Genomic DNA, 20,703 nt, shown 5'->3' on the forward strand with positions numbered 1-20,703 from the left:
TCGCGCAAACCCCTGCAATTCCGTCCTTTTCGAAACTGGCACGACAGATGCAGTGCTTCAAGCAACCCGCCGAATAGCGGAACCAATCAGTCTTAAAGGGGACCCACAATGTTCAACGCCAATATCGCCCGCACCGTCACCGCCGCCCTCTGCACCATCATCGTCAGCGCAACCTGCGTCCTCGGCGCAGTGGGGCCCGCGATCGCGACCAATGCCCCCTCAAACATTATGGCCCCCATCGCGGCAACCACCGCAATCGTGGCATAAGACCCCGACGGCTCGCCAAGAGCCTCGGGCCGACCCCTGGAGTAGGATTTACATGGGCATCTTTTCCCGCACCCGCGACATCGTCGCCGCCAACTTCGCCGATCTCATCGAGAAGGCCGAAGACCCGTCGAAGATGATCCGCATGATCATCCTCGAGATGGAGGAGACGCTGGTCGAAGTTCGCGCCTCCGCCGCGCGCACTATCGCCGACCAGAAGGAGATGCGCCGCCATATCTCGAAGCTGGAGCAGCTCCAGGACAATTGGACCGAAAAGGCCGAGCTGGCGCTGAGCAAGGACCGCGAGGACCTCGCCAAGGCTGCTTTGGTCGAGCGTCAGAAGGCGTTCGACATGGCCGAGCAGTTGAAGGCCGAGGTCGGCGTGCTCGACGATGCGCTGCGCGCGTCCGAAGAGGACATCGCCAAGCTCCAGACCAAACTCCGCGAGGCGCGTACTAAGCAGAACGCGGTGCAGACCCGGCTGGAGAGCGCGAACAACCGGACGCGACTTCGGGAAATGTACAACGGCCCGAAGACGCACGAGGCGTTCAGCCGCTTCGACATCCTCGACCGCCGCGTCGACGAAGCCGAGGGCCGCGCGGATGCGATGGGGCTCGGAGTCGTCAAGACGCTCGAGGAGGAAATCGCCGAGCTACGCAGCGACGACAAGGTCAACGCCCAGCTCGCCGCGCTCAAAGCGCGCATGAAGAAGGACGATTGAGATGGATGACCTGACCCCCGTTCTTGTCTGTGCGGTGCTGTTCATCGGCCTGCCGTGGGTGATCCTGCACTACATTACCAAGTGGAAGCAGGCGCCGCGGATCACCGAGGAAGACGAACGCCTGCTCGATGAAATGCAGGCACTGGCTCGTCGCCTGGAAGACCGCGTGATGACCGTCGAACGGATCATCGCAGCCGACAATCCCGACTGGAAGCCGGGCCTCGGCACCACCCAGCCGCAGTCGCAATATCAGCTCGATCGCGAAAACGATCGCCCGCTAGATCGGAGGAACTGAAATGTCCGGCAGCCGCACCCAGTTTTACCTCGATAAACAGAATGCCAAATGGAAGGGCGTCTGCGCGGGAATCGCCGACTATACCGGCGTCGATGTGCTCTTCGTCCGCGTGGCAATTGTCGTGCTGACGCTTGCCGGGGGTTTTCCCTGGACGCTGCTTGCCTATTGGATGGTCGCCTGGATGGGCCATGCCAAGCCGATCGGGCTTTACGAGACGCCGGACGATGCGAAGTTCTGGCAGGGCGTCCGCTCGAACCCGAAGCGCTCGACCGCCGAGGTCCGCAGCAAGTTCCGCGACATCGACCGCCGACTCGCCGACATCGAGACGCACTATACCAGCCGCTCCAGCAACAGCCTTGCGGCGGAAATCGACAGCCTGCGCTGAGACGCGGCGTCAACAGGGAGACTAATCATGGGTTGGGGTGGACCAGGTTTCATCATCACGATCATCGCGATCACGACCATCGGCTGGATCGCCAACAACTGGATCCGTACCAAGCACGGCTATCCGCCGAGCGACGACTGGGGCAACACGATGAACTGGGGTGGTTCGCAAAAGCAGGTCGGCGATAGCGACCGCAAGGTCGAACTGCTCAACAGCGAGAACGAGCGCCTGACCGGGCAGGTCTCGCGGCTGGAGGAACGGATCGCGGTCCTCGAGCGCATCGCCACCGATCCCGGCGAGCGCACCGCGCGCGAGATCGACGCCCTCCGCGATCGATAATCGCCAAGACTTTTAGGAGAGACCCGATGAACCCGTTTACGATGACCGTTTGCATCGTCCTGATCGTGATGATCGGCAAGGTACTGAACGCCCGTTACAAGGCGATCGGTAAAGTCCAGCAGACCCCCGCCGACAGCGCCGACGCCCAGCGGCTGCGCGACGAGGTGCAGCAGATGAAGGAGCGCATCCAGGTTCTGGAGCGCGTGATCACCGACAACCACAAGAGCGTCGATCTCGACCGAGAGATCGAGCGGCTCCGCGACCGCTAGGAGGCGGACATGATCGACCCGAATCTTTACATCACGCTCGCGCTGGCGAGCCTCGCGGGCCTCGCGATGATCGTCGCTGGTGGGTTGGCCGGATGGCGCGGGTGGCTCTCGCTGCGGCGGCTGGAACTGGACCACGCGCAGGACGGCCGCATGCCGGTCGCCGTGTCCACCGGAGCGCGGATCGAGATCGCCGATCTGAAGGAACGCATCAAGAAGCTGGAGGCGATCGCCGCCGGAGTGGATCTTTAGTTTCACCAAAGCCAGCAGACCACCCCGGCGAAGGCCGGGGCCCAGTTGGAGAGGTGGCAATAACGAAGGACAGCACCTCGCCATCCCCGTCCTCCAACTAGGCCCGGCATTCGCCGGGGTGGTGGTACCAACGATACGCACTCTGGTTCTGTACCCCGGTGTTGAAGCACTACGGCCGAACCGCTACCGATCGCCCCATGGCTACTCTGACCGACATTCGCGAGGAATATGACTTCCTCGAACCCGACGATCGCTATCGCCTGCTGATCGACCTCGGGAAAGAACTCGAACCGATGCCGGACGCGTTGAAGACCGATGCGACCCTGGTGCGAGGATGTTCTGCGTCGGTGTGGGTATATCCGACCACGACTGACGATGGCCGGCTGCATTTCCTGGCGGACTCGAATGCGGCGATCACCAAGGGGATCATCGCGCTGGTGCTGCTGACGGTGCAGGATCAGGCGCCGGGCGAGATCGTTGCCACTGACATCAAGGCGGAACTGGCGCCGTTCGACCTGAGCAAACAGCTGAGTTCGAACCGGACACAGGGGATTCCGAACATGATCGCGTTGATCCGGGAAACGGCCGAGCGGTACGCGGTCTAGGACCGTGCCCTCACCCTTCCCACGGCCGAGTGACCGCGGGCCCCTTCCCTCCCTCTCCCGTCAGGGGAGAGGGAGGGACGCCGTAGGCCGCAAGGGTGAGGGCACGTTGCGGTTTGTCAAAGGGGCAAGTACTTCATCGACCCGCGCACCCGCCGGCACAAGCATCCATCGATCCGGTTGAGCGCCGTCCACCATGACAACCGCGTTCTTCGGGCAAACCCCAAGGCACTTTACCTCAACCACGCCGCGGTCCGCCTTGCGCCCCTTCTTCACCCCAAGCGCCGCCCGCAAAAACTTGATCAACGGCGTCCGGCCCTTCTCGCCAAACCCGCCACCAAGCTTCTTCGAACACTTTCCGCAGACCAGAACGCTACCCTGCCAGCGACTGGCGAGTAGCCGGATCACGTCGGTTTCCACGTCCGCTGATCTTCGGCCGCCTTCAAGACCTCGTACGCTGCCTGCACGCCCTGGAACCGCTTCGCCGCGTCCTTGTCGTTCGGTCGGACATCGGGATGGTTCGCCTTCGCCATCCGCCGCCAGGCCGCACGCACGTCCTCAAACGTCGCGTCAGGCTCCAGGTCCAGTACCTCCAGCGCGCGCATCTCGTCACGCGAGCGACTTCCATCGCCCGAGCCAGCCCAAGCGTAGTGCTTCGGATCGGTATAGCCGTCTGCGGTGCGCGTTTCGGCAGCTTCGCGCTCCGCTGCTTCCTCGGCGCTAAGGCCTTCAAAATAATTCCAGCCGCGGTTGTACTCGCCGGCGTGGTTCATGCAGAAATACCAGCGGTCCGGGCTGTTGGGCGATTTCGGCGCGGGGCAGTTGCCGGGCTCGTTGCAGCCATGCCGATCGCACAGCCGGACGGTCACCGCCTCGCTGCTCGCGCCATATTCGCGCCAGCGTGGAAAACCCCAGTCGGAAGATCGTGTCGTGCTTCTCGCCATAGCGGCCCGAGATAGGCGTCCCCACGGACAACGCAACCGCGCGTAGCGAAGACGGCCGAAAGTCCCTGATCCGATAATCTTCTGCGTCGCAACATTCCGCCTTGAGTCAGTCACCGTTCATCGATTAATGAACATGAACTATTTGTCATGTGGCATGGATAGATGCGTCCGGGTCGGACGTATTCCCCGCCGACACCTTAGCGACAGGAGCATCGGTGCCGACTCTCATTCCAAAGCTTACCACATGGCGCGCGGATCTTCCCGCCTCCATCGTCGTCGCGCTCGTCGCGCTGCCCCTCTGTCTCGGCGTCGCGCTTGCCTCCGGTGCGCCGCTGTTCGCCGGTGTCATCTCAGGCATCGTCGGTGGTATCGCCGTCGGACTTTTCTCGAAATCACCACTGTCGGTCAGCGGCCCCGCCGCCGGCCTGACGGTGATCGTCCTCGCTGCGATCGAGAGCATGCCGAGCTACCAGATGTTCCTGATGTCGGTCGTGCTCGCCGGTGTGCTCCAGATCTGCTTCTCTCTCACCCGCGCCGGCATCCTGAGCGAATTCGTGCCATCGTCGGTCATCACCGGCATGCTCGCGGCAATCGGCCTGATCCTGATCCTCAAGCAGATCCCGCACGCGGTCGGTTTCGACCGCGAGGCGGTCGGCATCTTCGAATTCACCACTGCCAACGGCGTCAACACCTTCTCGCGTATTCTCGACAGCCTCTCCGCCAGCGTCACACCCGGCGCGATCCTGATCGCCGGCGTCAGTCTCGCCTTCCTGTTCTGGTGGGATGGCGCCAAGCCGAAGAACGGCCCGCTACGCTTCGTTCCCGGTCCGCTGGTCGTCGTGATGATCGGCATCCTTGGCAACGCACTGCTCGGCGCGGTAAAGCCTGAATGGCAACTGATGGCGACGCATCTGGTACAGGTACCGATCACCGAGACGCTGTCGCAATTCCCGTCACTGTTCACGCTGCCCGACTTTTCGGGAATCGGCATGGGCGTGGTCTGGACCACCGCGATGACGCTCGCGATCGTCGCCAGTCTCGAATCGCTGCTCAGCGTCAAGGCAGTCGACGAGATCGACCCGCGTCGCCGCTCGACCGACAAGAACTGGGAGCTGATGGCGCAGGGCGGTGGCAATATCATCTCCGGGCTGATCGGCGGGCTGCCCGTCACATCGGTGATCGTGCGCTCGTCCGCCAACGTCGATGCCAAGGCCGAGAGCAAGCTGTCGACTATGCTGCACGGCTTCTGGCTGCTGGTCAGCGTCGCGCTGATCCCGGCGGTGCTCAACCTGATCCCGCTGTCGGCGCTCGCCGCGGTGCTGATCGCCACCGGCTACAAGCTGACCAAGCCCAAGCTGTTCACCGAACGCTTCAAGCAGGGGTGGACGCAGTTCATTCCGTTCGTCGTCACGGTCGGTGCCATCCTGTTCACCGACCTTCTCGAAGGCATCGTCATCGGCCTCGCGGTCGGCTTCGTGTTCGTTGTCGCACGGAACTTCCGTACCGCGATCACCTTCGCATGCGACGGCGACGATTGCCTCGTCCGCGCACGGCGCAATCTGTATTTTATTCATAAGTACGAGTTGCAGAAGTCGCTCAACCGAGTGCCCGACAACGCCAACCTGCTGATCGATCTGTCATCGACCAGCTATGTCGATCTCGACAACGTCGACATCATCAACGCGTTCATCAAGGGCGCCGAGTATCGCGGTATAACCGTGGTCATCCGCGGCGATCTCGCGCTGCGCACGGTCAAGCTGATCAACGCCCCCCAGACCGAGGTCCGTTTCGTATGAGGCAGTACAAGCAGCTCCTGCTCGCCAACAAGGCGTGGGCAGCCGAGATTATCGAGGAGAGCGCGGACTTCTTCCAGCGCCAACTGGTCGGGCAGAACCCGGAGTTCCTGTGGATCGGCTGTTCCGACAGCCGCGTCAGCCCCGAACAGATGACCATGACGCCGCCCGGCAACATGTTCATTCACCGCAACATCGCCAACCTCGTCAACGACGACGACATGAACCTGATGTCGGTGCTGCAATATGCAGTCGATGTGCTGGGCGTGCGGCATATCATCATCTGCGGCCATTATGCGTGCGGCGGGATCCGCGCGACGCTGGACGGCGGCACTACCGGCCCGGTCGAAGACTGGCTCTCGACAGCGCGGTGTGTGCTGCACGATCATGCTGACGAGATCGACGCGCAACCCGACCGCGAGCAGAAGGTCAACCGGCTGGTCGAGGTCAACGTCCGCGACCAGCTCGTCCGCCTCGCGCGCACCGCGACGATCCAGGGCGCGTTCGCGCGGGGCCAGGAGGTGCTGCTGCACGGCTGGGTCTACGACATCCGCGACGGACTCATCAAACCGATGATGGAGATCGATTCGACGACCGTGCTGGACGAGGTCGGCCGGCCGGACAAGGTGCTGGTGTAAGCGCGTTGCGTCCCTCCACTCGTCCGTGAAGGTGACGACCCTGACCGGGTCCTCACCTTCATGGAAGAACAGGGCAGCGCGGGCGCTACTCCAGATCGAAGCGACTAGCCCGGTAGCTTGAACGAAAGCCGGTTGATCGTAGCACCGCAACCAAGCCCCCCATCGGGCCGATAGGTTTTTGCAAACTTTACCCTGGTGAAGAACTTTTTGCCCGCTTCGGAGAAGATGAACGGCGGATAGCTCAGCAGCGCGCGTTCGTTGATCACGGTGCCGTCGGCGCCGACGTCGAATTGCACCTGCGTCCAGCCTTCGAAGCCCCAGCGCTGTGCCTCCATGGGGAACGCTTCCGATCCCGGCATCGACACCATCTTGGGCGGGGCATCCATGATCGCACACTGGCTCGGTGTCAGACCGCTCGCGGCGAACGTCGCGCGGGCGGCGTCGATCTGGCCGTTGCGTTCCTCGATCGACGCGATCCGGATCAGCGCGCCAACCCGCAGGGGGTCGTTCGGCTGTAACGCCATGTCGTCGACGACCTGCCGGAGAAGCACGATGGACGTGTCGTTCTTGTCCGACTTGCGCGTCCGCGAGACCGTCCCGTCGACTATCATCAACCGGATCGCAGCGCGGGCCTGGGGATCGTTCGCGTATACGGGTTCGGACACCATCGGAGTCAGGGTCCGCTGATAGACCCCCGGCTTCCAGATGTCGGTCACGGCATCGATACGTCCCGGCAGGTCGAAGGTCAGCCGCGCACTTGGCGGGGCATCGTTGGCGGTCGCGATCGCAAGGCCCCGCGCATACAGCGCCGCACGCTCCTCACGCGCGACGGTCGGGTTGCTCGTCAGGCGGTAGATCGCCGCAAGCGTACGCAGACTGGAGGGCGACTGGGCCGTTGCGGCGGCCAGGTCGGCACGCTGCCCGGCCACGGCGGCCGCCTGCGGGCCGGACGGTGCAGGTGCGACAGCGACGCCTTTGCTGGTAAGCCATTGTTCCAGGACTCCGTCGAGTCCGCCACTGATCGACGGCCGCTCGAACGCGGTGGAACAGCGCATTTCGACGCGCACGTGATAGCGATAAAAGGCCGGGATCGCCTGGACCTTATCGGCGGGCCATGACCATCCCTTCACCGCACGCGCAAACTCCAGCGCGACCTGGCCACCGCCCGCCGCATAGATCGGCGCAGCGCGGTCGATCGTGCCATCGGACGCGATGTCGAATTCCACCACCGCGACGTCCTGCGGCTTGAGACCTGCCTCGCCGCCGCAATCGGGGGATCGCATTTCTGCGGCGGGGTCGAACGATCCCTTCACCATGCGGCCTGCACCCGTATAAGCCATGTAGCGCCGCGCCTCGTCGGCATTCCCGCCCAGCAGGAACGCGATAGCGGCATCGGACCGCGCCGAGGCGGCCATGACGTCGATCTTGTTCGTCTCGAGACCGCCGAGAAGCCTGATCGCCTGTAACGCACTGGCGCGCGCGCCGCCGATATCGCCGGTATTGAGCTTCAGGATAGTCCGCGCGCGTGCAAACCGGGCGGCGGCGCTCTTGTCGAGCTTCATGGTCGCGACCACGGCGTCGCTTCGCTCCAACGTGGCGGCCGCGGCGGGGGGATCGATGAAGATCTGGGCACCGACCAGTGACAGCATCGCGCCCAATTTATCGGGAGTGCTGATCGCACTCGCCTCGGCCTGTTGCAGCGCGGTGACGGCACCGGCATAATCGAGCGTGTCGATCGCCACCTGACCCAGGATCAGAAAAGCGCGCGTCCGGTCCTCTGCCAGGCTGGCGTCATCTGCCGGAAGCAACGCAAGTCCAGCACGGGCGGCCTTTACCGAATCGTCCGCGCGGTTCAGCGCGAACAGTGTCGGGGCCTTGCGGACGAGCACGATGCCGCGGCTACGCGATCCGGACTTCGTCCGCGCCTCGAGCTTTTCCCACGCAGCCAGCGACGCCGCGCGATCCGGTGCCGCATCCAGCGCGGCTGCAGCATCGAAATCCTGTTGAAGCGTCGTCGTCGGTGTTTGCGCACCCGCCGGGACCAAGCCCCCTGCAGCCAGCATCATGCCCGCGCCGACCAGTGCGCGCCCGTTTATCCGCATACATCCCCCACATCCTGTGCATGCAGTCTGCGCCGCTTGGCGGAGGGATGCCAGAGGGTCTGTAAGCCGGGTTCTGTCCATTTCCGACCCTTCGGTCGAAAGTTAGGCGACCATTCCTCTAGGACGACGGTTACCCGCCGCCTCAAGCAATCAACCCGGGTGACGAGCTGAAACGAAGCCCATGTGCCACCCCTATTCGATCTTGCTCCCGGTGGGGTTTGCCGTGCCGCCCCTGTTACCAGGCGCGCGGTGCGCTCTTACCGCACCCTTTCACTCTGACCGCCCCGACCGAAGCCGAGGGTTGGCCGTCTGCTCTCTGTGGCACTTTCCCTGAGGTCACCCTCGCCGGGCGTTACCCGGCACCGTCGTTTCGCGGAGCCCGGACTTTCCTCGCGGATGCCATTACGACACCCCCGCGGCCGCCCGACCCTCTGGCGCGCAGATCCCTAGTCGTCGCCAATCGGTTTGGGAAGGAGCAAAGCGAGCAGGATGCAGCGGCATTCGGCATCGACCTCCCCGTCGACCAGCTCGGGACGGAAGCGCCGCTGGAAAGCCATCGTCGCCGCCATCCGGTTCTCGACATCGTAGCCGAAACGTTCGAGCGCGAGGCAGAAGCCGCCCTCGGTCCAGCCCGGGTCCATCAGGTTCTTGGTCGGCCGTGGCAACGCCAGCCGCCGCCGGGCTAGTTCGTGCCACGGGAACAACTCGCCGGGATCGCGTTTCCGCGTCGGGGCGATATCCGAATGGCCGACGATATTACCGCGCGTGATCTCGTGGCGATCCTTGATCTCGGCGACGAGCGCCACGACCGATGCGATCTGCTCGGGCGGGAACGGGCGATAGCCGAACTCGTGCCCCGGATTGACGATCTCGATGCCGACGCTAGCCGAATTGACGTCCTCGACACCGCGCCAGTGCGATTTGCCGGCATGCCAGGCGCGCTTGTCCTCAGCGACCATCCGCAGGACTGTGCCATCCTCCTCGATCAGGTAATGCGACGAAACCTTCGCCTCCGGATCGCGCAATCGGGCGATCGCCGACGCGCCGTCCTTCATCCCGGTATAGTGCAACACGATCATCGTGATGGGCAGCGTGCGATCGTCGAAATTGGGTGACGGCGTCTCGATGAACTTCAAAGCAGCTTCCCTTCGAGCCGTTCTGCACGCGTGGTACAGAGGGCGCTGCGACGCCGTGTACCGCCAGACCACTGCCCAACGTCGTCAAAAGCGTCAACGGGTTGCCAAAGTAATAGCCCGCGACAGGCCTAGCGTGATGGCGCGACGTCACCTGCCCACGACCAGGCCGTGCTGATAAATCTAACGAACGGCAACTAGCGGTGGCCGCGCAGCTCCGGGGTCTCGTAAAACCCGCGAAAGCGCTTGCTCGGCTCGAACACGCGGGTCTGACCGATCACCGTCTCACCAGCACCCATCACCAGGTGTCCACCGGGGCGCATCGCCGCTGCGACCTTGGGAAACACATGAAGCTTGGTCGCGCTGGACAGGTACAACAGGACGTTGCGACACAGAACGAGATCGAACCGACCTGGCGGCGGCTGATCCGACACGAGATTCATGCGGCGGAACGTGATCGCCTTGAGCAACGCCGGCTTGGCAACCCAGTCGCTACCGGTCGTGTCGAACCAGCGGACCATCCGGCGGACCGGCAGTCCGCGTTGAATTTCGAACTGCGAAAAACGACCGGACCGAGCCCGAACAAGAGCCGCGTCGGACACGTCGGTCGCGACGATGTCCGGCATCGCGGCGCCGGTCGTCTCATGACGCTCGGCAAACTGCATCGCCAGCGACAGCGGTTCCTGGCCGGTCGAGCACCCAGCGCACCAGATCCGCGCACGCTGGCCATGTGTCTCGGCGATAGCGACCGCTTCGGCGATCATTTCGAAGACGTGCCCGTCGCGGAAGAACGAGGTTTCCTGATTGACGAGCGCATCGACGATCCGATCGCCAATCAGCCGATCGCTCCCCTCGAGCAACTGGGTTACGAGCTGGTCGAGCGTCTCCAGTTTCTGATCCCGCAACAACGGCTTCAACGCGGTATCGAGCCGCCACGACCGATAGGCGGCGATCTGTTGCCCCGTGCGAGCCTCAAGCAACGCAGTCAGGACGCTGACCGCGGTCGGGGATGCGACCGACGCAGGGAGTGGCGCGGAGGTCACGCGCGACGTCGCGATGCGACGAGCCGACCGATCGCGTCGGGCGACAATACCGCGTGCGCGACCCCTGCCGCTGCCACGGCTCCAGGCATGCCCCAGACCACCGATGTCGCCTGATCCTGCGCGACGACGCAGCCGCCCGCCTCATGGACCCGACGTGCCCCTTCGACGCCGTCACGTCCCATGCCGCTCAACACGATCGCCATCACGCGCGATCCGTAGACATCGGCCAGCGACGTCAGCATCGGATCGACCGACGGCATACATCCGCTCGGCGCAGCCTCGTGCGTCAACCGAAATGCGGCGCCCCCATCGCTCAGCTTGACGCATTTGAGGTGGGCATCGCCCGGCGCGACTACGATCCTGCCCGGACGTATCCGCAGTCGGTCGACAGCGACTTCGCAGACCCGCCCCGACAGAAGTGCCATCTGTGCCGCGAAATACGGCATGAACGATGCGGGTAGGTGCTGCGTGATGACGATCGGCAGCCGAAAGCCGCTCGGCAATTCGCGAAACATCCGGCTCAAGGCGTGAATGCCGCCGGTCGATGCACCGATCGCGACGATGTCGTAGTCGTCGCCGGTCGGGCGTCGAGCCAATGGTGCGGGCGACGCTACCCTAGGCTGGGGGGCGATAGGCTGGGCGGCGATAGGCTGGGCGGCGATAGGCTGGGCGGCGATAGGCTGGGCGGCGATAGGCTGCGGCGCCGAGGATCGAACGACTAGCGCCGGCGACAATCGTTCTGGATGCTCGCATAGCTTTTCCAGCTTCGCCACCAGGGCCGCGCCGAACCGCGCCGACAATTCGCTCGCAGACGGTTTGACGATCGTCGCCGCTGCCCCGATCGCCAGCGCCTGCACAGTCGTCGCACCGCCATCGTCGGCCGAGGACGAGACGATAATGACCTTGGCGCTGCCGCCCGCGGCAATCAGATCGGGCAACGCCGTCAATCCGTCGACGCCCGGCATCTCGATATCCAGCAGGATGAAATCGACGCTCGCACGCGCGAGAAACTCCAGCGCCGCAGCAACATTACCGACCGCGCCGACCACGGAAAATCGATCGCTCGCGTCGATCAGTCGTGCGATCACGGCCCGGGCGACGACCGAATCGTCAACGATCAGCACGCGTGTCGTATCGGCTTCGACGGTCGCGGTGCGCCGTGGCGTGGGATGAGGCCGGGCCGTCATCGAACCGCTCGGCTTAGGCCATGCCGACGATCTGAAGCTTCGACTCGAGCGTGTCCCGATCGAACGGCTTCATGACATACTCGTCCGCACCGGCTTCGATTGCGGCGCGAATATAGGCCATGCCGTTTTCGGTGGTGCAGAACACGACCTTGGGACGACGTGGGACATCGGCTTCGCGAAGCGCGCGCAGAAAATCCATGCCGTTCATGACCGGCATGTTCCAGTCAAGCAGGATGACGTCGGGGACCGCAGCCATGCACGCCTGCAGCGCCTCGCGCCCGTCACAAGCCTCGGTGACGGTAAAGTCGAGTGTCTCCAGAATGTGACGGGCGACCTTTCGGATCACCTTGGAGTCGTCGACGACAAGACAGGTCTTCATGGAAAGCCTTCCGGGGGTAATCATTGGATCAGATTAGGCCACGAAGCGTAAGCGACGGGTTAAGGGTATTGAATCCAGTGCCGATTTTCCGACATCAAACCGGGTCACGCAGCCGGCACGGACGCAGGAACAAGCGCGGCGAGATTGATAATTAGCAGCGGCTCGCCGTGATGATCGACGGTTCCCGTTCCCGCCGCCGCCCAGCCGTGCTGCAACGCGAGCCCCGACGACAGCGATAAGCGCTCAAAGGGCGCAACATCCTCGACCGAGTCGACCAGGATTGCGTAGTGATGCCCCTCGACCATGGTGATCACGGCGCGACGTGCCGTATCGGGCGTCGGCGCCAGACCGAGAGCGGTGCCGGTATCGATGACAGTCACGACCCGACTGCGCAGCGCAGCGAGCCCGCGAACGAACGCGTCGGCCCGTGGCACTGCGACGACCTCGCCTATGTCGACAACCGAATCGACCTGCGCCGCATCGATCGCGACCCCACGGCCCGCGATGTGCGCTACCAGAAACAGATCCGTCACTGCGCCCTCCGAGCCGCGATCGCTGCGATCAGCGCAGGCCGATCGTACCGATAGATGCTGCCGTCGTCCTCGCCATCGACGTTGCGAAAACGGCGGAGTATAACGACCGGCGCAACGGTCTCTCTGACCGGCGCATCCTCCATCGCCAACGTTACCGCCGCCGTTTCCCCCGCCGCAAGGGCGGTGACGCAGCGATACCCGGACGCCTCGAGCGCTGGCTTGAGGAACGTCTCCATCCAGCCCGACCCATCGACCTGCAACAGACAGACCGGCGGCGCCGCAAGCTTCATCGGCTGGCCTGCGAACAATGCATGCGGATCCACCAGTTCGACCGGCTCGCCGGCGATCAGCACGACGCCAGCGATAGCCCCACCGCCCCCGGAAACAGCCTGCCGTGCGGGAGCGATCTCCGACGGTAACTCAACGATCTCGATCGCGTCGGCGATCGCGTACGCCATTTCGCCGTCGCCATCGGTGAGCCTCAGCACAGAGACTTCGGTGCGATTGCCGAGTTCGCCGACCGAATACAGTGGAATGAGGGCATCGCCGATCGACAACCGCATCGCGCCTGCGCTCCAACGGATCGCCTCCACCGGCACCGCTTCGACGCGGTCGATTACCGCCAGTGCAATAGCCCGTCGCTGTCCGTCCAGATCGTCGAACAGCAATGCTGGAATACCCGGAACGACGTTTTCTTCCGCCGCCGCATGCACCACGACCGGCGCGAACCGCAAGCCTGCGACCGCGGCGATACCCGATGCGTCGAGTAGCAGCATGGGCAAGCCGTTGTCGGGCAGCGTCTTGCCCGCATAAACGCCTGTCGCCATCACGGCGGGCGAGGCAGGCTTCACGACCAGTTCTTCGGTGTCGAGGACGCTGTCGACGCCGAGCGCATAGCCGCCCTCGCGCGTGGAAACGATCACCAGAGTCGGCGGTGGTCCCGAGCCAAGCCCAAACAACGGCGCGAGCGACACCATCGGCATGCGACGCCCTCGCACCGTCGCAGCGCTGGCGTCGCCGATCGTCTCGATCCGCACCTGGTCGCCACGGACCGTCACGATCTCCTCGATCGACTGGCGCGCGATCGCGAACCGTTGCGTGCCGACTCCGATGACGATCGTCGACAGGATCGACAGGGTCAGCGGCACATGGACGACAATACGCAGCCCGTTGCCCGGATCGTTCGTCAACACGATCCGGCCGCCGATCTGCTCGATGTTCGAGCGGACCACATCCATCCCTACACCCCGACCCGAAATGGCACTGACTTCGTCGCGGCTCGACAGTCCGGCGGCGAAGATCAGCTCGAGCTTGGCCGCGTCGCTCATCGCCGCCAGTTCGGCTGCCGAATGCAGCTTCAGCTGCTCGGCTTTCGCAACGATCCCGGCGACGTCGACGCCCCGTCCGTCGTCGGCGATCTCGATCAAGATCTGGTTGCCGGACTGGCGCGCCGACACGACCAGCCGGCCGGTCTCCGACTTGCCCGCAGCGCGGCGCAGCGCCGGCACTTCGATACCGTGATCGATGGCGTTGCGGATGATGTGGACCAGCGGATCGCGCATCAATTCGATCATCTCGCGGTCGAGCTCGACGTCTGCGCCTTCGATCACGAGATGGACGGCTTTGCCCAGTTCCGCGCTCGTATCGCGAACCATTCGCGGCAAGGCGGAAAACAGCGCGTCAACCTTCTGCATGCGCGTCCGGGTCACGGTATCGCGCATATCAGCGACCGTCAGCGAGAGTCGCTCGAGTGCGGCCTCGACCTGCGGATCGACGCTGTCGCTGTCGCGGAGCCGCCGGGCGAGCTCGTTGCGCGCCAGCACCATCTCGGACATGCCGCTCATCATATGGTCGAGCAGATCGACGTTCAGCCGGACGCTCCGGCTCACGGCGCGGCTTTGCGGGACGCTGCTAACCGGGACCTGCGGTTTCGCGTCCGGCGCCAGCGCGGCGATCAGCAGGCTCTCGCTAGTGTCGTCCAGCGACACGCCCGCATCGATTGCCTCGACGAGTTCGCTGATCCGATCGATGATCGCAAGTACCGCGTTGACCATCGCCGTGTCGGGTACGCGTGAACCATCCCGAACCGCCGCCAAAACGTCCTCGGCAGCGTGGCTCAGCCGGCCGAGGCGTGGCAGATCGAGGAACCCGCAGCTGCCCTTGACGGTGTGGACGAACCGAAAGATCGAATCGAGCCGGGCGCGATCGGCAGGGTCGGATTCCCAAGCGACGATCTCGCCGGAGATAGCCTCCAGCGTTTCACGCGTCTCGGCAATGAATTCCTCTAACAAATCGTCCATGCACGCCCCGCGTTTCAGGCACTGTCATGCCTTGCGGAGGTTAAGGGCACGTTAGTGTCGACGACGCTGTGGGCGCGTCAGCGCGCGTCGAAGACGGCCCCGAATATCATGATCCCGTCGGCCGGCTCGGACATGATCACCGTGCCGCCCGCCTCCTGGACGAGAGTGTTGATCAGATAGGCCGCCGCCGCACGCGGCGTGACGCTGTTCTGGCCTTCGCCTTCTACCAGTGTCCGACGGATTTCCGGATCGAGCACGATCTTGGCACCTTCGATCTTCACGACGATCTCGAGCTGACCGTCATTCTCCTCGGCGCCGACCTCCATCTTGCCGCCGCGCACGAGCGATTCGGTCGCTACTAGCACAAGGTTCAACAGCACCTTGACCGCAGACTTGGGCATCGCCGACGTCTCGACGCCCCAAACGAAGGTTATCCGCTTGTTCTCGGCGACCAGTCCCTCGATCGCACTGCGCGCCTCGTGCGTGTCGACGGATTCGCCAAAGCCACCGGCTGCGCCGAAGGCGAGGCGAAAGAATTTCAGCTTGCTGGCCGACGCACGGGCGCTGTCGTGTAGCAGTTCCATGCATCGCTCGCGCATCGCCGGATCGGTTTCGTCGGCGAGCAGTTCGAGCCCGTTGTTGAGGGCACCGACCGGCGACAGCAGGTCGTGGCACAACCGGGAACAGAGCAGGCTCGCAAAATCGACCGGACTGACCGTCATGAAAATCCCCTAATTCTGGAGCGTCTTGTGGCGGCCTCGGCGACCGCGCGCAATGCCATCTTCTTCTGTTGGGTCGAGGATGACGAAGCGTCCTCGACCTTTCTTACCAGAAAGTACCAATACCCAGACACTATTGGCAAAGTTCGATCGCGTCTTCGACGAACGCGCCTGCCTCGACCGATCGCCAGGCCCGCGCCATCCCGACGCCGAGGATGACCCAGATCGCCCCATCGCCCATCGCCTGCGCCGCATCCCGAGGGGACGGGATCGGCAAACCCGACGGGTGGGAATGATAATGGCCGATCACCGCCGCCGCCCCTCCCCGCGCCCGTCGATGCGCCGCGAACAACGCCGCCGGATCAATTTCGAACGCCCGCGCCGGGTCGGGCGCAACGTTCGGACACGGCTCGGCCACCTCGATCCGCCCCGCCACGCCATACAACAGCCCACAAACCTCGGCTTTCGGCGAAGCCCCGGCCTCGGCTAGCAATCGCCGCAGCAATTCGCTTGAAATCATGACGCTCATCGCCACATCGCTACGACATGGACCGGGGGGTTTCCATCGTCGAAGCATCGATCACGCCGGCCACGGATGGCTGGCGGCTTGATCGCGCGCTCGCCGAAGTGCTGCCGGAGATGTCGCGTGAGCGACTGAAGGCCCTGATCGCTGCAGGCCAGGTAACGCTTGCGGGAAAGGCATGGCGCGATTCGGCGAAGAAGGCGACTGCGGGCCAGATGTTCGCGGTTGCGATCCCACCGCCGACCCCGCTGCACAATGAAGCGCAGGACATACCGCTGGTCGTTGCGTACGAAGACGACGACCTGATCGTGATCGACAAGCCCGCCGGCCTGGTGGTTCACCCCGCCGCGGGCAATTTCGACGGCACTCTCGTCAACGCCCTATTGCACCACTGCGCCGGCAATCTGTCGGGTATCGGCGGCGTCGCGCGGCCCGGCATCGTCCACCGCATCGACAAGGACACGTCGGGGCTGATGATCGCCGCCAAGACCGACCGTGCGCACGAAGGCTTGGCAAAGCAGTTCCATGATCACAGTATCGACCGCCGCTACAGGGCGATCGTCGGTGGTATCCCACGGCCACCAAGCGGAACCGTCAACGCGCCGCTCGCGCGCAGTCCGCAGAACCGCAAGAAGATTGCGATCGTTGAAGGTGGCAAGCGCGCGGTGACACATTTCTCGACTATAAAGACATTGCGCGACGCGGCGTTGATCGAGTGCCGGCTCGAGACCGGGCGCACGCATCAGGTGCGCGTGCACATGGCCTCGATCGGCCACGCCTTGTTGGGGGACCCGGTCTATGGTAGAACAAAGCAAGCTCAGAAGTCGCTGCTCGAAACGCTCGGTTTCCGCCGGCAAGCCTTGCACGCGGCGCATCTGGGGTTCATCCATCCGGTGAAAAGCGTCGCTTTGGCGTTCGAAAGCGAAATGCCAGCGGACATGCAGGAACTGTTCACCCAACTTCACGTATAGATAATCGACACCATGCCGCAACGCGGCAACCGGGGGCCGCAGTGCGGCAATCGGGGTCAGCAGAAAGGGATTACGACCATGGCAGCCCGCTCCAACGTTCCAGCGACGATACCTGCGCTCGGCAGCGAGGCGGGTCTCAATCGCTATCTCGCCGAGATCAAGAAATTCCCGCTGCTGAAGCCCGAGCAGGAATACATGCTCGCCAAGCGCTTCCAGGAGCATGGCGATACCGAGGCTGCGGCACAGCTGGTGACCTCGCATCTCCGCCTCGTTGCGAAGATCGCGATGGGCTATCGGGGCTATGGCTTGCCGACGTCGGAGCTGATCTCCGAAGGCAACATCGGCCTCATGCAAGGCGTGAAGAAGTTCGAGCCCGAGCGCGGCTTCCGCCTCGCCACCTATGCGATGTGGTGGATCCGCGCCTCGATCCAGGAGTACATCCTGCGCTCGTGGAGCCTCGTGAAGATGGGCACCACCGCGGCGCAGAAGAAGCTGTTCTTCAACCTGCGCCGTATGAAGAGCCGTCTCGACGCGTTCGAGGACGGCGATCTGCGTCCCGAGCACGTCACCAAGATTGCTACCGATCTGGGTGTTGCAGAAACCGACGTCGTCAGCATGAACCGTCGCATGGCGATGGGCGGCGATACGTCCCTCAATGTGCCGATGCGTGAGGACGGCGAGGGTCAGTGGCAGGATTGGCTTCAGGACGACGCACCGTTGCAGGACAAGATCGTCGCTGACGCGCAGGAGGCGGACGTACGCCACTCCATGCTGGTGTCGGCGATGGACGACCTCAACGAGCGTGAGCAGCACATCCTGACCGAGCGTCGCCTGACCGATGACCCCAAGACGCTCGAGGAATTGTCGCAGGTCTACGGCGTATCGCGCGAGCGTGTGCGTCAGATCGAGGTGCGTGCGTTCGAGAAGCTGCAAAAGGCAATGATGCGGATCGCCGGCGAGAAGCGCCTGCTGGCGGCTTAACTTGGCGCGCACCGTCGTCATCGGCGGCGGTGCGGCCGGTATCGCGGCGGCACGGACGCTGCACGGTGCTGGGCGCGATGTCCTGCTAGTCGAGGCCAGTGGCCGCTTAGGTGGCCGAGCCAAGAGCCTAGCCCTCGCATCCTTGTTCCCCCGCGAAGGCGGGGGCCCAGACTGGACCCCCGCCTTCGCGGGGGACCATGTCGACGCCGGTTGCGGCTGGCTACATTCCGCCAGGCGCAATCCCTGGACGTCGATAGCAGAGGCCACCGGCTTCACTGTCGACTGCTCCGACGCGAACTGGCGCACCCAGTGGCGCGACCTCGGTTTCTCGTCGGAGGACCAAGCGTCCTCGTCCTCCGCCTACCAAGACTGGAACGAGCGCGCGCTGGCGGCGCTGGACGGCCCAGACCGCCCCCTTTCCGACTTCATCGACACCCACGACAAATGGCGCCCGAAGATCGACGCGATCTCCGGCTATGCCAACGGCGCGAACCTCAGCTAGGTCTCCCTGCACGACTGGGCGGCGTACGAAGAAGCCTCGACCGACGACAACTGGACCGTGAAAGAGGGCTATGGAACGCTGGTCGCCAGCCACGCCGCCGGCCTGAATTTCCGCCTGTCGACACCCGTGACGCGCATCGATCACAGCGGCCGCGTCCTCAAACTCGACACCCCTGCCGGCACCATCGAGGCGGACCGCGTCATCGTCTGCGTCCCCACGACCGTCCTCGCGAAGTCGCAGATCGTGTTCGACCCGCCGCTCCCCGACAAGCACGCCGCCGCCGCCGATCTCCCGCTCGGGCTCGCCGACAAAGTATTTCTTCATGTCGACCGACCCGAATGGCCGACCAACGCGCACTTGATCGGTAACCTGTACAGCGCCTGCACCGCCAGCCACCGCCTGTCGCCGTTCGGCTGGCCGATCGTCGAGAGCTTCTTCGGCGGCGACTGCGCGGAAATGCTGGAGGACGGCGACGCCGCGCAGTTCGCGATCGACGAGCTCGTGGGGCTGCTCGGCAGCGACTGGCGCAGGCGCTTCACGCCGCTGACCGCTACCCGTTGGCGGCATGAACCTTATATCGGTGGCAGTTACAGTCACGCACGCATCGGGCGAGCAGGGCAACGCGCGGTTCTCGCCGCACCGGTCGAGGGTCGCATCCACTTCGCTGGCGAGGCGTGCCACACGTTCGACTTTTCGACCGCGCACGGCGCATATGAAACCGGCGTAACGGCGGCACACGCGGTCATTGGCGAGGCCGCAACGATCGCATAAGGAACCCCGATGGGCTTCCTCCGCATCTTCGCCAAGATCGTCTTCATGTTCGTGCTGATCACGGTCGCCTGGGTGGGACTGTACCGCTTCGTGCCCGTACCGTTCACCTGGACGATGATGGGCGACGTCATCAACGGCCACGGCGTGACGAAGGACTGGATGCCGTTATCCGAGATGGACCCAGACATGGCGCGCGCGGCGATCGCCGGCGAGGATTCGCGGTTCTGTTCGCATCACGGTTTCGATTTCAAGGCGATGGCGGGGGCGGCGGCGCGCAACGCGCAGGGCGGGCGTATCCGCGGCGGCTCGACGATCAGCCAGCAGACCGCCAAGAATGCGTTCTTGTTCCAGGGCGGCGGCTATGTTCGGAAGCTGTTCGAGGCGTATTTCACGGTGCTGATCGAGGCGCTGTGGCCGAAGCGGCGGATCATGGAGGTGTATCTCAACATCGCCGAGACCGGGATCGGAACATATGGGGTCAATGCCGGGGCTATCCGGTATTTCAATCACGACGCGTCGAGACTGTCGCCGACCGAGGCGGGCCGGATTGCTGCCGTGTTGCCGTTGCCGAAAAAACGGGCGGCGATCGATCCGCATGGCTTCGTGAGGCGGCACGGTAATACATTGTCACGGCGGGTTTCGACCGTGCGTAACGACGGACTGGACAGCTGTTTGCGGTAAGGGACGCCCCCTTCCCTACTCTCTGTGCCACCCACTACGGGTACTCCCGTCAAGGCTGGAGCCCGGTTTGGCCCCTCGCCCTGACGGGACACGTAGCGATTACTGTGTCGACTTCTCGACCGCGTCGCCGGCCTTGTCGGCGGCGCTGCCGACGCTTTTTGCGGCCGACGTGATCGCGGCGTCCTTGCCGTTTTGTGCGCCCTGGCGGCTGAACAGGTAATAGCCGCCGATCAGTACCGCGATGAGCAGGACGATGCCGATCAGCATGCCGCTGCCGCCGCCGCGGCGTTCGATGATCGTGGTGTGGGTGGTCGGGGTTTCGACGATACGCTCTTCGGCCATTGATACTCTCCCTGATTACTGGAGAGCGCAACGCCGA

Annotated in this window: 26 protein-coding genes and 1 other RNA gene; 15 read left to right on the forward strand and 12 right to left on the reverse strand. The window is 64.1% G+C overall.

The genetic code is table 11. The annotated features are described in order from the left end of the window. The first annotated feature begins 108 nt into the window (after window positions 1-108). The 8 genes from U1707_RS02480 to U1707_RS02515 all read left to right on the forward strand — a co-directional run bounded on the left by U1707_RS02480 (window position 109) and on the right by U1707_RS02515 (window position 3,127). Window positions 109-267 (forward strand): hypothetical protein, encoded by a 159-nt coding sequence (locus U1707_RS02480; protein ID WP_332798546.1) that lies wholly within the window; start codon window positions 109-111, stop codon window positions 265-267. Between the two features lie 52 nt (window positions 268-319). Continuing rightward, entirely contained in the window at window positions 320-985 is a 666-nt protein-coding gene (pspA, locus tag U1707_RS02485) for a phage shock protein PspA (RefSeq protein WP_056482347.1), read from the forward strand. A gap of 1 nt (window position 986) precedes the next feature. Beyond that, entirely contained in the window at window positions 987-1,280 is a 294-nt protein-coding gene (pspB, locus tag U1707_RS02490; protein WP_332798547.1) for an envelope stress response membrane protein PspB, read from the forward strand. Window position 1,281: 1 nt separating this feature from the next. Continuing rightward, window positions 1,282-1,665 carry an envelope stress response membrane protein PspC gene (gene pspC / locus U1707_RS02495; RefSeq protein WP_332798548.1) on the forward strand — a complete coding sequence of 128 codons (384 nt, stop codon included), beginning with the start codon at window positions 1,282-1,284 and terminating at the stop codon, window positions 1,663-1,665. A gap of 27 nt (window positions 1,666-1,692) precedes the next feature. Next, a complete protein-coding gene (locus U1707_RS02500) occupies window positions 1,693-2,004 on the forward strand; it encodes a hypothetical protein (protein ID WP_332798549.1) in 312 nt (103 codons plus the stop codon). A 26-nt stretch (window positions 2,005-2,030) separates the two neighbouring features. Then, a complete protein-coding gene (locus U1707_RS02505; protein ID WP_332798550.1) occupies window positions 2,031-2,273 on the forward strand; it encodes a hypothetical protein in 243 nt (80 codons plus the stop codon). 9 nt (window positions 2,274-2,282) lie between these two features. Further along, on the forward strand, window positions 2,283-2,522 hold the full coding sequence (locus U1707_RS02510; RefSeq protein ID WP_332798551.1) for a hypothetical protein: 240 nt from the start codon (window positions 2,283-2,285) through the stop codon (window positions 2,520-2,522). 197 nt (window positions 2,523-2,719) lie between these two features. Next, window positions 2,720-3,127, forward strand: coding sequence for a SufE family protein (locus U1707_RS02515; RefSeq protein ID WP_332798552.1), 408 nt, complete (start codon window positions 2,720-2,722; stop codon window positions 3,125-3,127). Window positions 3,128-3,528: 401 nt separating this feature from the next. On the opposite strand, the gene U1707_RS02520 is transcribed toward U1707_RS02515, so the two are convergent. Further along, window positions 3,529-4,068 carry a J domain-containing protein gene (locus U1707_RS02520; protein WP_332798553.1) on the reverse strand — a complete coding sequence of 180 codons (540 nt, stop codon included), beginning with the start codon at window positions 4,066-4,068 and terminating at the stop codon, window positions 3,529-3,531. 215 nt (window positions 4,069-4,283) lie between these two features. Here U1707_RS02520 and U1707_RS02525 point away from each other — a divergent pair, with 215 nt between their 5' ends. Together U1707_RS02525 and U1707_RS02530 are read left to right on the forward strand one after the other, a co-directional pair. Further along, the gene (locus tag U1707_RS02525; protein ID WP_332798554.1) at window positions 4,284-5,864 is read left to right on the forward strand and encodes a SulP family inorganic anion transporter; all 1,581 of its coding nucleotides are present in this window, start codon (window positions 4,284-4,286) and stop codon (window positions 5,862-5,864) included. Continuing rightward, the gene (locus U1707_RS02530) at window positions 5,861-6,499 is read left to right on the forward strand and encodes a carbonic anhydrase (protein WP_332798555.1); all 639 of its coding nucleotides are present in this window, start codon (window positions 5,861-5,863) and stop codon (window positions 6,497-6,499) included. The genes U1707_RS02525 and U1707_RS02530 overlap by 4 nt, the downstream gene beginning before the upstream one ends. A gap of 104 nt (window positions 6,500-6,603) precedes the next feature. On the opposite strand, the gene U1707_RS02535 is transcribed toward U1707_RS02530, so the two are convergent. The 10 genes from U1707_RS02535 to U1707_RS02580 form a co-directional block, all read right to left on the reverse strand. Beyond that, the gene (locus U1707_RS02535; RefSeq protein WP_332798556.1) at window positions 6,604-8,601 is read right to left on the reverse strand and encodes an energy transducer TonB; all 1,998 of its coding nucleotides are present in this window, start codon (window positions 8,599-8,601) and stop codon (window positions 6,604-6,606) included. A gap of 46 nt (window positions 8,602-8,647) precedes the next feature. Further along, window positions 8,648-9,036: RNase P RNA component class A (gene rnpB, locus U1707_RS02540), an RNA gene on the reverse strand. Window positions 9,037-9,047: 11 nt separating this feature from the next. Then, a complete protein-coding gene (locus U1707_RS02545) occupies window positions 9,048-9,737 on the reverse strand; it encodes an N-acetylmuramoyl-L-alanine amidase (RefSeq protein WP_332798557.1) in 690 nt (229 codons plus the stop codon). A gap of 194 nt (window positions 9,738-9,931) precedes the next feature. Then, window positions 9,932-10,777 carry a CheR family methyltransferase gene (locus tag U1707_RS02550; protein ID WP_332798558.1) on the reverse strand — a complete coding sequence of 282 codons (846 nt, stop codon included), beginning with the start codon at window positions 10,775-10,777 and terminating at the stop codon, window positions 9,932-9,934. Next, window positions 10,774-11,964, reverse strand: a complete 1,191-nt coding sequence (gene cheB / locus U1707_RS02555; protein ID WP_332798559.1) for a chemotaxis-specific protein-glutamate methyltransferase CheB — start codon at window positions 11,962-11,964, stop codon at window positions 10,774-10,776. Before cheB ends, U1707_RS02550 begins: the two co-directional genes overlap by 4 nt. Before the next feature lie 13 nt (window positions 11,965-11,977). Continuing rightward, entirely contained in the window at window positions 11,978-12,343 is a 366-nt protein-coding gene (locus U1707_RS02560; protein WP_332798560.1) for a response regulator, read from the reverse strand. A 104-nt stretch (window positions 12,344-12,447) separates the two neighbouring features. Continuing rightward, complete coding sequence (locus tag U1707_RS02565; protein ID WP_332798561.1) at window positions 12,448-12,876, reverse strand: chemotaxis protein CheW; 429 nt, start codon at window positions 12,874-12,876, stop codon at window positions 12,448-12,450. Further along, window positions 12,873-15,176: a chemotaxis protein CheA gene (locus U1707_RS02570; protein WP_332798562.1), complete on the reverse strand. Its 2,304-nt coding sequence runs from the start codon at window positions 15,174-15,176 to the stop codon at window positions 12,873-12,875. Before U1707_RS02570 ends, U1707_RS02565 begins: the two co-directional genes overlap by 4 nt. A 77-nt stretch (window positions 15,177-15,253) precedes the next feature. Beyond that, on the reverse strand, window positions 15,254-15,898 hold the full coding sequence (locus tag U1707_RS02575; RefSeq protein ID WP_332798563.1) for a histidine phosphotransferase family protein: 645 nt from the start codon (window positions 15,896-15,898) through the stop codon (window positions 15,254-15,256). A 130-nt stretch (window positions 15,899-16,028) separates the two neighbouring features. Then, on the reverse strand, window positions 16,029-16,424 hold the full coding sequence (locus U1707_RS02580; protein ID WP_332798564.1) for a M67 family metallopeptidase: 396 nt from the start codon (window positions 16,422-16,424) through the stop codon (window positions 16,029-16,031). Between the two features lie 17 nt (window positions 16,425-16,441). Here U1707_RS02580 and U1707_RS02585 point away from each other — a divergent pair, with 17 nt between their 5' ends. The 5 genes from U1707_RS02585 (at window position 16,442) to mtgA (ending at window position 20,324) form a co-directional block, all read left to right on the forward strand. Then, entirely contained in the window at window positions 16,442-17,389 is a 948-nt protein-coding gene (locus U1707_RS02585; protein ID WP_332798565.1) for an RluA family pseudouridine synthase, read from the forward strand. A gap of 78 nt (window positions 17,390-17,467) precedes the next feature. Further along, window positions 17,468-18,370 carry an RNA polymerase sigma factor RpoH gene (gene rpoH, locus U1707_RS02590; protein WP_056048373.1) on the forward strand — a complete coding sequence of 301 codons (903 nt, stop codon included), beginning with the start codon at window positions 17,468-17,470 and terminating at the stop codon, window positions 18,368-18,370. 1 nt (window position 18,371) lies between these two features. Continuing rightward, entirely contained in the window at window positions 18,372-18,872 is a 501-nt protein-coding gene (locus U1707_RS02595) for an FAD-dependent oxidoreductase (RefSeq protein ID WP_332798566.1), read from the forward strand. A 6-nt stretch (window positions 18,873-18,878) separates the two neighbouring features. Next, window positions 18,879-19,643 carry a flavin monoamine oxidase family protein gene (locus U1707_RS02600; protein ID WP_332799039.1) on the forward strand — a complete coding sequence of 255 codons (765 nt, stop codon included), beginning with the start codon at window positions 18,879-18,881 and terminating at the stop codon, window positions 19,641-19,643. 9 nt (window positions 19,644-19,652) lie between these two features. Then, window positions 19,653-20,324: a monofunctional biosynthetic peptidoglycan transglycosylase gene (mtgA, locus tag U1707_RS02605; protein ID WP_332798567.1), complete on the forward strand. Its 672-nt coding sequence runs from the start codon at window positions 19,653-19,655 to the stop codon at window positions 20,322-20,324. A gap of 99 nt (window positions 20,325-20,423) precedes the next feature. Here the strand turns inward: mtgA and U1707_RS02610 are convergent, their stop codons facing one another. Further along, the gene (locus U1707_RS02610) at window positions 20,424-20,666 is read right to left on the reverse strand and encodes a hypothetical protein (RefSeq protein ID WP_332798568.1); all 243 of its coding nucleotides are present in this window, start codon (window positions 20,664-20,666) and stop codon (window positions 20,424-20,426) included. Window positions 20,667-20,703: the final 37 nt, after the last annotated feature.

The sequence above is a fragment of the Sphingomonas sandaracina genome, from assembly GCF_036663695.1.
In the GTDB taxonomy this organism is placed as follows: Bacteria; Pseudomonadota; Alphaproteobacteria; order Sphingomonadales; family Sphingomonadaceae; genus Sphingomonas.